The organism is Bacillus sp. iso_77 (assembly GCF_056173625.1).
This window is the reverse complement of sequence record NZ_CM149683.1, coordinates 3,474,165-3,488,876: the sequence shown is the minus strand read 5'-3', so window position 1 is coordinate 3,488,876 and position 14,712 is coordinate 3,474,165. Positions and strand designations below refer to the sequence as shown.

Below are 14,712 nucleotides of genomic sequence, written 5' to 3'. Positions count from 1 at the left end.
ATGGAAATGGAACAAATTGTGTTTCAACTCATCTTGCACGGTGGCAATGGTAGAAGCTCGGCCATGGAGGCCATTACATGTGCAAAGCAAGGCAATTTTGATGAGGCGAAGCAAAAATTGCAGGAAGCACAAGACGCGTTAAATGAGGCGCATCACGCACAGACAGAGCTGATCCAAGGAGAAATCAGAGGAGAGAAAACCGACGTCAGTCTCTTGATGATTCATGCACAGGATCATCTGATGAACGCAATGACCGTCAAGGAGCTTGCAACTGAAATCATTGAGCTCCATGAAAAAATGAAGCAATTCGGAGGTGTCAATTCATGAAAGACGGAATCAAAATTGTCACAATAGGCGGTGGATCAAGCTATACGCCTGAGCTCGTCGAAGGGTTTATTAAACGATATCAAGAATTGCCTGTAAAGGAATTATGGCTTGTGGATATTGAAGCGGGTCAGGAAAAGTTGAACATCGTAGGTGCCCTTGCAAAACGTATGGTCGAAAAAGCAGGTTTGCCGATTGAAGTGCACCTCACTCTTGACCGCCGGGCAGCTCTGAAAGATGCGGACTTTGTCACGACACAATTTCGTGTAGGACTGCTCGAAGCCAGAGCCAAGGATGAAAGAATCCCGCTCAAATACGGCGTCATTGGACAGGAAACGAATGGTCCAGGCGGGTTATTTAAAGGTCTACGCACCATTCCAGTCATTCTAGACATCGTGAAGGATATGGAAGAGCTTTGTCCAGATGCCTGGCTGGTGAACTTTACAAATCCAGCAGGCATGGTCACAGAGGCGGTGTTACGCTACACGAATCTGAAAAAAGTGGTCGGTCTATGCAATGTGCCGATTGGAATCAAAATGGGCATTGCAAAAGCGCTGGATGTCGATGTCGAACGCATTGAAGTGCAATTTGCAGGCCTCAATCACATGGTCTATGGCTTAGATGTGTATTTAGACGGGGTCAGCATTATGGATCAAGTGCTCGATGAGTTAGGAAATCCAAATAGCCAGTGGTCCATGAGGAATATTGAAGCGAAAAACTGGGAGCCTTCTTTCGTCAAAGGCTTAGGGGTCATTCCATGTCCGTATCATCGTTATTACTATAAAACGAAAGATATGCTGGAGGAAGAACAAAAAGCGGCTCAAGAAAAAGGAACAAGAGCAGAGGTTGTGCAGCAAGTCGAGCATGAACTATTTGAGTTATATAAAGACCCAGATTTATCGATTAAACCGCCGCAGCTCGAAAAAAGAGGCGGGGCTTATTACAGCGATGCAGCATGTAATTTGATCAGCTCCATCTATAATGATAAACATGACATTCAACCGGTAAATACAGTGAACAGAGGAGCGATTGCCAGCATTCCGGCCGAATCAGCGGTTGAAGTGAACTGTATTATTACAAAGGACGGACCGAAACCAATCGCGACAGGTGATCTGCCTGTGGCTGTGAGAGGACTCGTTCAACAAATCAAGTCCTTCGAGCGTGTGGCAGCTGAAGCAGCTGTGACAGGAGATTACGAGACGGCTCTTGTCGCCATGACCATCAATCCACTCGTTCCTTCTGACGAAATTGCAAAGCAAATCTTAGATGAAATGCTTGAAGCGCACCGTGAATATTTACCGCAGTTCTTCAAATCAGTGAATGCGTAAAATAAAATGGCCCCTTTATGGGGTCGTTTTTTATGATTTTTTCATATGGAAACCGGAGAAAGCAGTGTATGATAGAAAAAACAACATGTACTGCTTCAAAGAAAGGACGGTTAGAATATGGTGGCAATTGGTTTAATGCTTTACGGCTTTATCGTTCAACCTCTACTTAGTTACGGCACAGTGGTTTTGTTTTTGTATGGAATCATCGCTTCATTTATTGGCCTGATTCGGCATAGACAGGATGTGTGGATGTATGTTCTCCGCCTGCTCGTTTGTTTTACTATTCCAGTAACCAATCTGTTAATGTATTTCGCAACCATCGGTGGAGATGAAAGAGACTTTGATTTCCAGCCGATTCCGCCAGTTTATCATCTTGTTTTTATCCTAGAAATCATCATCGTCTTTTTACCAGAGATCTTTTTACTGATCGAGAGAAAGCGGAGTATCAAAGGGAAACAGTGGATATATGCAGGGGTCATTGTGGGGATATCGGTCTTGTTTTGGTGCACGATTTGATGAGAGGCTGACTGACATCTAAGTCTTTTTCGCCTTTTTATTGCGTAACCTCTTTCGCCTCACTTTTACAAAAGTAATGGAAAGAACAAGGATAGAAATTCCGAGAAACTTAAATAAAAAACGGGTGAAGAACGGTGAATCATCGAAACCTGTAGCGATGATGATCGATCCGATGCAAATCCCAAAGAACGCTAGTAAATAAGTAAAAAACATATCATCACTCCTTAAGCGTGGAATAGATCCATATTTTCCATTATGAGGTAGCGAAGGAGATAAAGAAACAAAAAAAGAACCCTTCATCAAATGAAAGGTTCTTTCGCTTGCTTATGCCTGTTTGACAACCGAATCGACTTCTACTGTCCAGCCGAAGATATCTGGCTGAGTTCCTTTTTGGATTCCAGTAATCGCTTCGTACAATTTCTTCGATACTTCGCCTGTTTGACCATTTTGAATGACGTATGGCTGATCGTGATAAATTAATTCACCGACAGGAGAAATGACGGCTGCCGTTCCTGTCCCGAAGATTTCTTCAAGTTCACCTGACTGATGTGCTTCGATTAACTCATCAATTGAAATTTTACGTTCTGTCACAGGGATTTCCCAATGCTTTAACAGCTCAAGCACAGAATTCCGTGTGATCCCTTCTAAAATGCTGCCGTTCAGTTCAGGCGTCACGATTTCTCCGTTGATTTTAAAGAAGATATTCATACTACCGACTTCTTCAATATACTTTTTCTCGATGCCATCAAGCCACAGGACTTGTGAAAATCCTTTCGTTTCAGCAACTTGCTGTGCTTTCAGGCTTGATGCATAGTTTCCAGCTGTTTTGGCATTTCCTGTTCCGCCTTTAACAGCGCGGACAAATTCGTTTTCCACCGCAATTTTGACCGGATGAATGCCTTCTTTATAATAAGAACCTACTGGAGATAAAATGATGATCAGCTTATAGGTGCTTGACGGTGCAACACCTAAATAGGGCTCAGTAGAAATAATGAATGGACGAATATACAAAGAAGTGCCCTCTGCATCAGGTACCCAATCCTTATCAATGCGAATGAGTTCATTTAAGCCTTCTAAAACCGTTTCTGTATCAATTTGCGGGATACATAGGCGATCATTTGATCTGTTTAAGCGTTCCATATTTTTTTCGGGACGGAATAAGAGAATCTTTTGATCCTCAGACACATACGCCTTCAAGCCTTCAAAAACAGATTGGCCATAATGATAAACCATAGAAGCTGGATCCATTGGAATCGCCTGATAAGGAATAATTCTCGGATCATACCAGCCTTTATCAATTGAATAATCCATCACAAACATGTGGTCTGTGAAGATTTTTCCGAATTCAAGTTGATCAGATTGAGGTTTTGGTTTTTTTGTTGAACTAAGTTCAACGCGGATGGGTTGTTTTGGCATCGTAAATCTCCTTGCTGTTTGATTATTTGAAAATTCTAATAATATGAAATAATTATGATTCTATTCTATACCTTCACAAAATATTAGCAATAGGTTTTCTGGAATTCAGACAAGAAAAATCTGTTAAAGCGCTTTCCTCCTCTCTGTCGTGGTTTTACTGAAGTTTCCCCTTAGAAATAAAATCCAATTTCATTATTAACTGATTAATCTGACAATTTAAAAGCGATTTGTTTTCCTGTAAGATATTCTTTCAACCATACACCTTTTGACTAGTACATTGCAAGGGGCATTGCCATATTTTAATCCTCTTTTTTTTAACCGATAAAGGTAGAAGAGAGTGGAAGGGAGCAAACAACGAGATGAAACGAATGATATCAGGCGCCTTATTGATTTTATTGATGACCGCCATTAGTTTTGGCTGTCAAGCGATGACGGAGGAGGCTGGTGCGAAGCAAGGTACTGCCTATTACGTCGCAGCAAATGGGAACGACAAACATCCAGGGACAAAGCAAAAGCCTTTCCGTACGCTGAAAAAAGCGGCAAGTATCGCGAAAGCTGGGACAACAGTTTATATGAGAGGCGGTACATACAAAGAGAGATTGATTGTCCGCCATTCTGGAACAAAGAAAGCACCAGTTGTTTTTCAAGCGTATGGAAAAGAGAAGCCTGTCATTAGCGGAGCATCTCTTAAAGGAAATCAAGCAGACGGAGGTCTCGTGAAGCTTGATCAAAAAAGCTATATCACCCTGAAAGGTTTGACAGTCGGTCATATTAAAACGAATAAAGAAGATGTGACACCCATCGGTATATTCATCACAGGAAGCGGCAAAGGCGTCAAACTGCTTAACAACCGTGTGTACGACATTCAGACGACACATCAAAATGGGAATGCTCATGGCATTGCGGTCTATGGAACGAAAGCACCTGCAGCCATTGAAGACATCGAAATCAAAGGAAACACTGTGGAAAAGTTAAAGCTAGGTTTTAGTGAAGCCCTTGTGCTAAACGGAAACGTGAAAAAATTCCGCGTGACACATAATACAGTCCGGCATACGGACAATATCGGGATTGATTTAATTGGTTTTGAGAATGTCGCACCTTCTAAAAAGTATGATCAAGTGCGAAATGGTGTCGTATCTAGAAACAAAGTTTATGAGATTACGAGTGTTGGGAATCCAGCGTACGGCAAGGACATCTCCGCAGGAGGAATCTATGTGGATGGCGGGAAAGACATCGTGATTGATCATAACATCAGCCATCATAATGACCTTGGGATTGAGGTCACAAGTGAACATAAAGGGAAGATGGCCGAACGCATTCGCATTGAGCACAATCAAGTATATTTAAATCGTTATACAGGCATCTCCATCGGCGGCTATGACAAGAAGCGGGGCGGAACCACAAACACGACCATCTCCCATAACATTTTGTACAAAAATGACACAGCCGGCTTAGAAGGCGGTCAATTGCTCATGCAATATCAATCGGTGAACAATCGAATCACGAATAATATCATGACAGCCAGTGCTTCGCATTACTTAGTCGTGAATCTTTACGAAGTGAACAAGAAGAATACATTCCAAAAGAATGTCTACGATGACCGCAAAGGTGCAAAAGCCTCACAGTGGGTATGGCGCGGGAAATGGCTGGAAGGCTACAAAACGTATCGCTCGAAAAGCGGTCAAGATAAAGGATCAGCACACCTCAATCCCCAATTTGTGAATGAGAAAAAATATGATTTCCGTCTTAAGGCATCATCACCTGCTAAGAAAATCATCGGCAGTTAAACAAGGCATTCGGTGCAAATGATCATTTTAGAAATTTTCAAAAAAGTCATTGACATTGATGAGACATCACATTAAAGTAAAGAAGACATTTCAACTAAAACAAATTTCATAACGGATCTCTTATCAAGAGAGGCAGAGGGACTGGCCCTATGACGCCCAGCAACCGTTTCTATTTAAGAAATTGGTGCTAATTCCTGCAAAGCTGTTACAGCTTTGACAGATAAGAGAGGAAGACTTCCCGATACATGTTTCATGCAACGGTGATCAAGCCTCTCTTTATCAAGAGAGGCTTTTTTTGATCTCTTTTTTTAGAATCAAAAGACTGGGTTCACAGGCATATTTCCACTTCTTTACCTAGTTTTCCGATGTGAAAAATAAAACAACTTGAGGAGGAACAGCAATGAAACGTAAATATTGGACATCATCTCTTGTATTATTGACGGTCCTGACCGTGCTATTATCTGGTTGCGGTACGGGATCAAGCGCAGGCTCAAAGGCTAGTGCAAACGAAAAGGTCTCCTTTGACAATGTCCCGAAGCGATTTGCAAAAGGACAGGGAGCAAAAATTAAAGTCATCCGTAAAATTGGCGGGGACGATCATACTGCTCAGTTTTTAGCAGGAACGAAGGCAGAAGGTGAAGCGCTAGGCTTTACAGTAGATGTCTACACGGCAAATGGTGATACGGCGAAGTTTCATGATGCCATTTCTCAAGCACTAGAAGAAAACTATGATGGCTTTATCATCTCTCATGGGGATGATGAGGCGACAGTCGCTGATGTGAAGAAGATCACAGCGAAAGGCATTCCAGTTGTGGCGTTTGATTCAAATCCGAAGCTGAAGGACATCAAAGGGGTCACAGTGACGTCTCAAGATGACGAGCAATTAGCGAAAAAATCATTAGATGCACTCGTGGCTGATTTTAAAGGGAAAGCAAATATTGCGTATCTTTGGGTAGACGGATTCCCTCCAATGGTGAGACGAAACAAGGTGTACCAAGAAACGCTCAAACAGCATACAGGAATCAAGGAACTTGACCGATTTGGCGTTGCGGCCTCTGATACATCAGTTCAAACACAAAATGCGGTTGCGGCTATGCTAAATAAATATCCAAAGGGTAAACTGGATGCGATTTTTGCCACGTGGGATGCATTTGCGATTGGTGCCGCAAGAGCTTTAAAAGAAGCAGGAAGAACCGAAGTGAAAATATACGGTATTGATGTGTCTAATGCCGATCTGCAAGAAATGACTGCGAAAGACAGCCCTTGGAAGTACACTGCCGCTGTCGATCCGAAGCTCATTGGCGCAATCGACGTAAGGATTCTTGCGAAGAAACTAGCTGGCGAGAAAACGCCATCTTCCTATGACCTTGAGGCCTCTCTCATTTCACAAAAGCAGCTTCAGGATGCAGGAAAGGCCATCAATATGGTCAATCTTGCAGATGAAGTAAAAGGATTCGGATCATCGACTGCTTTTGAAGAAGACTGGATGAAGACCTTGAAGAAGCATTATGCAAAATAAACAACGTGCACTCTCTTTTCATAGAGGGTGTTTCGTTTTTCAATTGACGATCAGGAGAGAAGGAGGACACCTATGACAACGCCGCTTGTTCATATGAAAAACATTTCGATTGAATTCCCAGGAGTCAAAGCGTTAGATCAAGCAAATTTCACATTAAAAAAAGGCACAGTCCATGCCCTGATTGGGGCGAACGGCGCTGGGAAGTCAACGTTAATGAAAGTTCTCTCTGGTGCTCATTCACATTTTGAAGGAACCATCCACATCAATGGCGAGGCGGCGACCATTCATACACCGAAGGATGCGGCCTCATACGGTGTGCAGACCGTCCATCAAGAAGTGGATACAGCTCTCGTGCCTTATTTAAGTGTTGGCGAAAATATGATGATTCATGAAATGGAGAAAAAACCATTCGTCTGTTGGAAAGAGATTCACCGCAAGGCAGCACAGCTGTTACAAGAGATGGACATTGACATCTCAACGAAGCGTCTTGTGAGTGATTTGACACTGGCAGAAAAACAAATGGTGCTCATTGCCAAGGCTGTGTCGATCAAATGCAGCATTTTAATTTTAGATGAACCAACCGCTCCACTTAGTCATGCAGAAACAAGCAAGTTATTCTCAATGATTCATCAATTGAAAAAGAACGGCACAGGCATCATTTTTATCTCGCATCGCATGCCGGAGATTTTCAACATCTGTGATGAACTGACTGTGATGAAGAATGGAACTGATGTGGCGGCGCACCTCATTAAAGAAACAGATCCAAAGCAGGTCATTGAAGAAATGCTTGGCGCGCCATTAGAGGATCAATTCCCATCTCGTACAACGCTTGAGGATGCACCGATTGTGCTTGATGTGAAAGAGTTGCATGACCAACATAAATTAAACAACATTCATCTTCATGTGAAAAAAGGAGAAATTCTCGGGATTGCAGGACTAGTCGGTGCTGGTAAAACAGAATTGTGCAAAGCCCTATTCGGCGCCTCAGAAAAAAAATCAGGCACTGTGCAGCTGCATGGTCAAACCATTCATATCAAGTCGCCTCATCACGCTGTGAGAGCGGGTATTGCCCTTGTGCCTGAGGAACGGAGAAAAGAAGGGATTCTAACAGAAGAAACTGTTGGATGGAACGTAACAGCTGCAAGTCTACGTTCGTTTACACGGCCGTTCAGCTTCTTACATCGTTCTAAGGAACGGAAGGCAGCAGATGGAATCGTCAAGCGGCTTGGCGTCAAGACACCTTCTCTTGAAGCGAAGGTGAAGCATCTATCCGGTGGAAATCAACAAAAGATTGCGATTGGAAAATGGCTGTTGGCTGAGGCGGATGTCTATCTCTTTGATGAACCAACCAAAGGTGTAGACGTTGGAGCAAAAAAGGACATTTTCTCCCTCATTGCAGAACTAGCTGCAAGAGGAAAAGCGGTTATTTATGCTTCAAGTGAGCTTTCAGAAATTGCAGGAATTGCCGACCGAGTATACGTCTTATATGATGGCAGCATTGCCCGGGAAATGACGGCACCAATGACTGAAGAAGAGCTTTTATATCATTCAACAGGAGGACAATCATGAGTGAACGACAAGTTTCAGCCCCAGTTCAACAAATCAAGAAACAGCGGCCATCCTTTCATCTGTTTGATTTCTTTTATCAATATGGCACCATCTTAACGATTGTCGTATTGATTGTTGTCTTTGCAGCAGCCAATCCGGCATTTTTACAGTCAGGAAATATCATCAATATTTTACGATCGATCTCGATTGTAACCATCATTGCGGTAGGGCTGACGATCTCCCTAGCAGTGAATGGCTTTGATTTATCTGTAGGCTCAGTTGCTACGTTATCAAATGCAATTGTGATCTCCATGTTTGTATGGTTCTCGCAAAACCCACTCATTGCGATCCTTTCTGCGCTGGCGGCTTCTCTTATTGTCGGTTTGCTGAATGCTTGGATGATTGTCAAAATGAAGATCCCAGATATGCTCATGACACTAGCCATGATGTTTATCATTCAAGGGCTGGCACAAACCTATACGAAAGGTGCGACCATTTCTGAAAATATGGTGCTGCCTGATGGCACTTTTTCAACTGGCACCATCCCTGCCTTTTTCAGCAAGATTGGGCAGGTCCCCTATATCATTTTGATTATGGCGGCAATTGTGCTTTTTGCCCATGTTTTTATGACTTACACAAAGCATGGGCGATTGATGTATATTATCGGTGGAAATAAAGAAGCCGCTCGATTATCTGGTATTCATGTGAACAAATACAAAATCGCAGCATATTTGTTGTCTGCCTTATTTGCGGCGATCGGTGGTATCGTGCTGGCATCAAGGGTGATGACAGCAGAAATTAACGCAGGAACGCCATATTTAATGGATGGGGTAGCTGCTGCTTTTATTGGGTTTTCAGTCATGGGAGCAGGTAAACCAAACGCATTCGGTACGTTTATTGGTGCGGTACTCATCGGTATTTTGCAAAATGGACTTGTGATGATGTCTGTCCCGTATTATGCAATGGATATCGTGAAAGGATCTGTGCTTGCACTGGCACTCGCGCTGACTTATTACAAACAGCGTGGCTAAGATGTATTTTTTTAAAACCATTTGTGTCCTCTCTCCGTCTAGTAAACGGAAAGCAGTGTAACAGCTGTTTGCCAAAAGGAGATGACAAAAAGAATGAATATGTCAGCAACTCATGTAGAAGATTTGAAAAGTGTCATGGAAGACTGGAAAAATGAATTATTAGTATATAAATTTGCATTAGATGAAATGGATACAAAGTTTTCGATTATTAGTCAGGAATATAATTTAATCCATGGACACAACCCAATAGAGCATACTAAATCACGGATCAAATCCTTTGAAAGCATCGTGAATAAACTCGCGAGAAAAGGATGTGACATCACCACACAATGTGCTAAGGAGTACATACATGATATCGCTGGTGTCCGTATCATCTGTTCGTTTATTCAAGATATCTATAACATTATTGATGTTCTGAGGCAAAGAGAGGATTTAAAGATCCTTGAAGTGAAGGATTACATTCAGCATCCGAAACAAAATGGCTATCGAAGTCTTCATTTAATTGTTGAGATTCCTGTTTACTTAACGAATCGTGTGGAGCATGTGAAGGTTGAAATTCAGGTGCGGACCATTGCGATGGATTTCTGGGCGAGTCTCGAACATAAAATCTATTATAAACTGCAAAACGATGTTCCTCATCAGCTCACCGATGAACTAAAGGAAGCGGCAGATATCGCTCACTACTTAGATGAAAAAATGCAAAATATCAAACGAGAAATTGATTAACCAATAAAAAGAGTAGCTGTTTTGAATGACAGCTACTCTTTTCAGTCTTATTAAGGGTTGGTGCCTCGATCTCTCTTTTGAATGATCGTACCGTCATCTTGCGATTGTGCAGACGGGCTGCCTTTTTGTGTAGAAGTGCCAATCCAAACACCTGTGAACAAGAGCGCAAAAATCGCACTTGAGATCAGCCATTTTTTCATCATACATCACTCCATCTTCTTAACAAGTTTTGAATGACAATGCCTTGTTCTGAAAATACATCGCTTCTTTCGGAAGACCATTTTCAGTTAAGTAGGCGGCTACATCCTGACAGATAGCCTCAAGATCAACAAGGAAATTCATAGATTCTAATTGGTCACAATAAGAAATGATCTGCTCAATCATGTTGTCTGGCTGGAGCATCAATGTTTCTAAAATGGATAATTTAAGTGAAATGTTCCGTTGTTTTAAATTTTCTGCTTTTTGAAGTGAAAGCTGTACATAATAGTGGAACAAACCAGGCTTTTTCAGCTTAAACAGCGCTTTCGTGTAGGCATACAAGGCCAGTAAATAGCCGCCTGGAGAAGAAGTTTCGAATGCCTCAATCAATAAAGCCTTTTCTAGGAGCGGTACAGCTTCACTGTATTCATTTCTTAGACTTTTAATAAAGGCTGCATTGCAATACGCGTGACCAAGTAAATCTGGGTCCTCCATCTGTTCTAGTGAGTGAATCACCTGTTCAAACAAAGTTTCTGCCTCATCATATTTCGATTGATCCGCATAATTCAGAGCAAGCATCATTTGACAGCTGATTGATTTTTTCACATAACATGGATCTGCGTCGTAAATAGACGAAGCCTTTTTTAAGTGGTGGATGGAGAGAAGTGTGGATCTTATATTATAGTATAGACAGCCTGTTTTATAATGGAATTCTGCCTTTTCAATGTCATCATGTACGAGATCTAATTTATCCTCGGCCAATTTCAAATGGTGAAATGCTGTATCTTGATTCCCTCTGCGCATTTCATACATGCCTTTAAAGAAATAGAAATAGTAGCTGAGCATATCATCTGTACGAATCGCATTTTCATCCACAAAAAGACTGTGATCTAACGAAGCTGTATCTTCGACTAAATCTTTGAAACGGTATTCTAAAAGTTGATAGTAGAGTAAGACGTCTTGATTCTCTTCCATTCGATCAAATGCTTGAAGAATCTCTTCTTTTAGCTGTATTGCTTCTTGTATGTCTCTTTTTTTCATCAAGACATACCAGTCATTTAGCATATTTGCTACATCAACGGATGACAAAACACCTGTTTCTGCCAATTGGTATCCTCCTTTCTTCACCTATTCATTTCTGCTGATTCTTATTTGTCTGAATCATCTTTCCATATTAAGTATCTTCTTATATTTTAAGCGGTCTATCTCAATTTGTAAAACATGTTTTTTGATGTAAATTCAACCAGTAGTGAAAAAAATAGGGAGTAACGACTGAATTGTATACGTTTACATTTTTTTAGGTAAAAAGAGGATATTGAAAAAAATATATCAGGATATCAATAGAGGAAGAGAGACAGTGAAAGAGGGTTTTTTCATAGGTGAGAAAGAAGTGTTATTTATAAAGGAGTGTTCGCGATTTTTTGTGAGATTATATCACATGAATATTGTGAAACATGCTTCTTTCAGAATAAAATGAGTTATTCGCAAAAAAGTAAAATTTAAAGAGACTATCGATCTAGAATTGTATGGATCTTTGGTATTGATAAAAAATATCACACAGTATAGCTTTAGCGTGGTATAGTAAGATTGTTGTTGCGAATATTTAGACAAAACTGACAATTGGGGGTCGTGTTTTATGAAGAAATCGATGTTACTGATCATGGGACTAATTGTTGTGCTCGTCATGGCAGCCTGTGGTTCAAAATCAGACAGCGGTTCGGGAGAAGGCAAAGGCACATATAAAATCGGGATAGATGTAACATATCCGCCATTTGAATTTGAAAAAGGCGGTAAAACTGTGGGAATAGACGTTGATTTAATTAACGCCATTGCGAAAGACCAAGACTTCAAAGTGAAGCTTGAAGCAATGGATTTCTCAGGGATTATTCCAGCGATGCAAGCAGGTCAGCTTGATGTTGGAATGGGTGGTATGAGTATTACAGATGAGCGTAAAAAGAAAGTGGATTTCTCAGATCCATACTTCGACGCTGGTCTGACAGTTGTTGTGAAAAAGGACAGCAGCATCAAATCAATTGATGATTTAAAGGGGAAAAAGCTAGCTGTTAAAAATGGGACAACAGGTGCAAAATTTGCAACAGATAACGCAGACAAATATGGGTATGAAGTAGTTCAATTCAATGACAGTCCATCTATGTTCCAAGAAGTATCTAATGGAAATGCAGATGCTTTAATTGAGGATTATCCTGTCATTACGTACGCGATCGCACAGCAAGACTTGAAATTGAAAACAGTTGGAGATCGCTTGAATGGAGACCAATACGGGATCTCAGTGATGAAGGGGAAAAACCAGGACTTATTGAAGAAAATCAATAAAGGGCTGAAAAACCTAAAGAAAAACGGTGAATATGACAAAATTATTGAGAAATATTTGAAGTCATAACACAAGCGAGGCGCGCTCAGAGCGCGCTTTCTTTATGTGTCAACCGTATGTGAATTAGGGAGGGAGAAACATGGATACGATTGTTAATGCATTTCCGTATTTAATGGAGGGTTTGCAAACCACTTTATATATCTTTGTTGTTGCTATCATTTTAGGTTTTATCATCGGGTTGATTGTGGCGCTATTCCGCCTGTCACCATTTAAAATCTTGAACTTTATTTCACTCATTTTTGTCAATGCCATTCGAGGTACGCCATTTATCGTACAGCTATTCTTCATTTATTTTGGGCTAAATACACTTGAATTCATTTCACTTGACCGAGTGCCGGCAGGGATTATTACAGTAGCGATTAACGCAGGAGCTTATTTCTCAGAAATTATTCGTGCAGGGATTCAGTCCATCGATAAAGGACAAACTGAAGCCGCACGCTCTTTAGGATTCACAGGTGGACAAAACATGCGCTTTATCGTCCTTCCACAGGCATTTCGCCGTATGCTTCCAGCCATTACTAACCAAGCCATCATCAGTTTGAAGGACACCTCTCTTTTATCGATTATCGGTATTGCTGATATCATGCAGCGGGGACAAGTTCAAGCATCGGCTACCTTTGATCCTTTGAATGTCTGGCTCATTGTCGGTGTCATTTATTTCGTGATCATTTATTTACTTTCTCTACTGGCTAGCTACGCAGAAAGGAGATTTGATGTGAAATGAGTATGATTACGGTGAAAAACTTAAAGAAATCCTTTGGTGACAACGAAGTTTTAAAGGATATTAATGCAGTCATCGAGGAAAAAGAGGTTGTATGTGTCATTGGTCCTTCAGGATCAGGGAAAAGCACATTTCTAAGATGTCTCAATAAATTAGAGGATATTACGGCTGGGGAAGTTGTTGTCCACGGACATACGATTACAGACCCAAAAGTGAATATCAATAAAGTACGACAAGAAGTTGGTATGGTGTTTCAGCACTTTAATTTATTTCCTCATAAAACCGTGTTAGAAAATATCACGATCGCACCGGTGAAAGTAAAAGGGATGGAGAAGAAAGCCGCAGTCGATAAAGCATTAGACTTGCTTGAAAAGGTCGGCTTGAAAGACAAGGCCAAAAGTTACCCTAACCAATTATCTGGTGGACAAAAACAGCGTGTTGCCATTGCAAGAGCTTTGGCGATGGACCCGAAAGTGCTCTTATTCGATGAGCCGACATCTGCTCTTGACCCTGAGGTCGTTGGGGATGTTTTAGCTGTTATGAAACAATTAGCAGTCGAAGGAATGACAATGATTGTCGTCACACATGAAATGGGCTTTGCAAGAGAAGTGGGAGATCGCGTGATCTTTATGGATGGCGGATATATCGTCGAAGAAGACAAACCAGAAGCACTCTTTGGAAACCCACAGCACGAGCGTACCAAATTGTTTCTTAGTAAGGTGCTATAAAAAAAGAGTAAGAGCAGGTATGCTCTTACTCTTTTTCTTTGTGACGAGAATGAATATACCGATTCGCATGCATTTCCTAGGAAATATTATCGTTGGAAGAACTCAATCCACTCTTGGTCTGGCCCTCGGAAAAAGAAGTAGCAATAGCCATTGGGCAATGTTGTGATTTCTTCATCTATTAGCTCAATTTGCAGCTTTTGAATACGGTTGAATTCCGCGTGAATATTATCTGTTGTGAAGGCGAGGTGGTGGACCTTTCCTTCAGATGGAAGGTCGCTGCTATACCCTTGAATGAGTTCAATTTCCGTTTCCGCTTCGTCTTTAAAGCCAAGAAAGGCAAGTTCAATGACTCCGTTTGTATGAGTGATGCGATCCTTTAATTTCATGCCCACCACTTTTTCATAAAAATCAATGGACTGATCAATATTTGTCACCATAATCCCTGTATGATCTAAGCGTAATGTTGTCAAAAAAGAGC

15 protein-coding genes and 1 riboswitch are annotated in these 14,712 nt (G+C 41.3%); of the genes, 11 read left to right on the top strand and 4 right to left on the bottom strand.

Annotated features, from left to right (window positions below; genetic code table 11):
• From AC0VYC_RS17970 to AC0VYC_RS17960, 3 genes are all read left to right on the top strand, one after another.
• Complete coding sequence (locus AC0VYC_RS17970; protein ID WP_073413130.1) at window positions 1-327, top strand: PTS lactose/cellobiose transporter subunit IIA; 327 nt, start codon at window positions 1-3, stop codon at window positions 325-327.
• Window positions 324-1,652: a 6-phospho-beta-glucosidase gene (locus AC0VYC_RS17965; protein ID WP_007497885.1), complete on the top strand. Its 1,329-nt coding sequence runs from the start codon at window positions 324-326 to the stop codon at window positions 1,650-1,652. Before AC0VYC_RS17970 ends, AC0VYC_RS17965 begins: the two co-directional genes overlap by 4 nt.
• A 117-nt stretch (window positions 1,653-1,769) precedes the next feature.
• Window positions 1,770-2,168 carry a hypothetical protein gene (locus tag AC0VYC_RS17960; RefSeq protein ID WP_475388970.1) on the top strand — a complete coding sequence of 133 codons (399 nt, stop codon included), beginning with the start codon at window positions 1,770-1,772 and terminating at the stop codon, window positions 2,166-2,168.
• 324 nt (window positions 2,169-2,492) lie between these two features.
• Here the strand turns inward: AC0VYC_RS17960 and AC0VYC_RS17955 are convergent, their stop codons facing one another.
• Window positions 2,493-3,584, bottom strand: a complete 1,092-nt coding sequence (locus AC0VYC_RS17955) for a branched-chain amino acid aminotransferase (protein ID WP_008345553.1) — start codon at window positions 3,582-3,584, stop codon at window positions 2,493-2,495.
• A gap of 359 nt (window positions 3,585-3,943) precedes the next feature.
• Here AC0VYC_RS17955 and AC0VYC_RS17950 point away from each other — a divergent pair, with 359 nt between their 5' ends.
• From AC0VYC_RS17950 to ywaC, 5 genes are all read left to right on the top strand, one after another.
• Window positions 3,944-5,371: a right-handed parallel beta-helix repeat-containing protein gene (locus AC0VYC_RS17950; protein ID WP_326241742.1), complete on the top strand. Its 1,428-nt coding sequence runs from the start codon at window positions 3,944-3,946 to the stop codon at window positions 5,369-5,371.
• A gap of 117 nt (window positions 5,372-5,488) precedes the next feature.
• Window positions 5,489-5,598: riboswitch (SAM riboswitch) on the top strand.
• A 173-nt stretch (window positions 5,599-5,771) separates the two neighbouring features.
• Window positions 5,772-6,890 carry a sugar ABC transporter substrate-binding protein gene (locus AC0VYC_RS17945; RefSeq protein ID WP_056704095.1) on the top strand — a complete coding sequence of 373 codons (1,119 nt, stop codon included), beginning with the start codon at window positions 5,772-5,774 and terminating at the stop codon, window positions 6,888-6,890.
• A gap of 72 nt (window positions 6,891-6,962) precedes the next feature.
• Entirely contained in the window at window positions 6,963-8,459 is a 1,497-nt protein-coding gene (locus AC0VYC_RS17940) for a sugar ABC transporter ATP-binding protein (RefSeq protein ID WP_475388967.1), read from the top strand.
• Entirely contained in the window at window positions 8,456-9,469 is a 1,014-nt protein-coding gene (locus AC0VYC_RS17935) for an ABC transporter permease (RefSeq protein ID WP_017368303.1), read from the top strand. Before AC0VYC_RS17940 ends, AC0VYC_RS17935 begins: the two co-directional genes overlap by 4 nt.
• 93 nt (window positions 9,470-9,562) lie before the next feature.
• Window positions 9,563-10,195 (top strand): GTP pyrophosphokinase YwaC, encoded by a 633-nt coding sequence (ywaC, locus tag AC0VYC_RS17930; protein WP_135009543.1) that lies wholly within the window; start codon window positions 9,563-9,565, stop codon window positions 10,193-10,195.
• A gap of 50 nt (window positions 10,196-10,245) precedes the next feature.
• On the opposite strand, the gene AC0VYC_RS17925 is transcribed toward ywaC, so the two are convergent.
• Together AC0VYC_RS17925 and AC0VYC_RS17920 are read right to left on the bottom strand one after the other, a co-directional pair.
• Window positions 10,246-10,398: a hypothetical protein gene (locus AC0VYC_RS17925; protein WP_155720705.1), complete on the bottom strand. Its 153-nt coding sequence runs from the start codon at window positions 10,396-10,398 to the stop codon at window positions 10,246-10,248.
• A gap of 16 nt (window positions 10,399-10,414) precedes the next feature.
• Window positions 10,415-11,500 carry a Rap family tetratricopeptide repeat protein gene (locus AC0VYC_RS17920; RefSeq protein WP_047946590.1) on the bottom strand — a complete coding sequence of 362 codons (1,086 nt, stop codon included), beginning with the start codon at window positions 11,498-11,500 and terminating at the stop codon, window positions 10,415-10,417.
• 529 nt (window positions 11,501-12,029) lie between these two features.
• Between AC0VYC_RS17920 and AC0VYC_RS17915 the strand changes: the two genes are divergently transcribed.
• From AC0VYC_RS17915 to AC0VYC_RS17905, 3 genes are all read left to right on the top strand, one after another.
• On the top strand, window positions 12,030-12,794 hold the full coding sequence (locus AC0VYC_RS17915) for a transporter substrate-binding domain-containing protein (RefSeq protein WP_268372607.1): 765 nt from the start codon (window positions 12,030-12,032) through the stop codon (window positions 12,792-12,794).
• A 70-nt stretch (window positions 12,795-12,864) separates the two neighbouring features.
• Window positions 12,865-13,509 carry an amino acid ABC transporter permease gene (locus tag AC0VYC_RS17910; protein ID WP_039165129.1) on the top strand — a complete coding sequence of 215 codons (645 nt, stop codon included), beginning with the start codon at window positions 12,865-12,867 and terminating at the stop codon, window positions 13,507-13,509.
• Complete coding sequence (locus AC0VYC_RS17905; protein WP_007497858.1) at window positions 13,506-14,234, top strand: amino acid ABC transporter ATP-binding protein; 729 nt, start codon at window positions 13,506-13,508, stop codon at window positions 14,232-14,234. Before AC0VYC_RS17910 ends, AC0VYC_RS17905 begins: the two co-directional genes overlap by 4 nt.
• An 86-nt stretch (window positions 14,235-14,320) precedes the next feature.
• On the opposite strand, the gene AC0VYC_RS17900 is transcribed toward AC0VYC_RS17905, so the two are convergent.
• On the bottom strand, window positions 14,321-14,704 hold the full coding sequence (locus AC0VYC_RS17900) for a VOC family protein (protein ID WP_008345541.1): 384 nt from the start codon (window positions 14,702-14,704) through the stop codon (window positions 14,321-14,323).
• Between the last annotated feature and the right edge of the window lie 8 nt (window positions 14,705-14,712).

What these genes read in the sequence shown, in the direction of transcription:
- AC0VYC_RS17950 (WP_326241742.1), top strand. Translation starts at nt 3,944, where the DNA reads ATGAAACGAATGATATCAGGCGCCTTATTGATTTTATTGATGACCGCC.
- AC0VYC_RS17945 (WP_056704095.1), top strand. Translation starts at nt 5,772, where the DNA reads ATGAAACGTAAATATTGGACATCATCTCTTGTATTATTGACGGTCCTG.
- AC0VYC_RS17905 (WP_007497858.1), top strand. Translation starts at nt 13,506, where the DNA reads ATGAGTATGATTACGGTGAAAAACTTAAAGAAATCCTTTGGTGACAAC.
- AC0VYC_RS17955 (WP_008345553.1), bottom strand. Translation starts at nt 3,584, where the DNA reads ATGCCAAAACAACCCATCCGCGTTGAACTTAGTTCAACAAAAAAACCA.
- AC0VYC_RS17915 (WP_268372607.1), top strand. Translation starts at nt 12,030, where the DNA reads ATGAAGAAATCGATGTTACTGATCATGGGACTAATTGTTGTGCTCGTC.
- AC0VYC_RS17935 (WP_017368303.1), top strand. Translation starts at nt 8,456, where the DNA reads ATGAGTGAACGACAAGTTTCAGCCCCAGTTCAACAAATCAAGAAACAG.
- ywaC (WP_135009543.1), top strand. Translation starts at nt 9,563, where the DNA reads ATGAATATGTCAGCAACTCATGTAGAAGATTTGAAAAGTGTCATGGAA.
- AC0VYC_RS17940 (WP_475388967.1), top strand. Translation starts at nt 6,963, where the DNA reads ATGACAACGCCGCTTGTTCATATGAAAAACATTTCGATTGAATTCCCA.
- AC0VYC_RS17965 (WP_007497885.1), top strand. Translation starts at nt 324, where the DNA reads ATGAAAGACGGAATCAAAATTGTCACAATAGGCGGTGGATCAAGCTAT.
- AC0VYC_RS17960 (WP_475388970.1), top strand. Translation starts at nt 1,770, where the DNA reads ATGGTGGCAATTGGTTTAATGCTTTACGGCTTTATCGTTCAACCTCTA.
- AC0VYC_RS17910 (WP_039165129.1), top strand. Translation starts at nt 12,865, where the DNA reads ATGGATACGATTGTTAATGCATTTCCGTATTTAATGGAGGGTTTGCAA.
- AC0VYC_RS17970 (WP_073413130.1), top strand. Translation starts at nt 1, where the DNA reads ATGGAAATGGAACAAATTGTGTTTCAACTCATCTTGCACGGTGGCAAT.
- AC0VYC_RS17925 (WP_155720705.1), bottom strand. Translation starts at nt 10,398, where the DNA reads ATGATGAAAAAATGGCTGATCTCAAGTGCGATTTTTGCGCTCTTGTTC.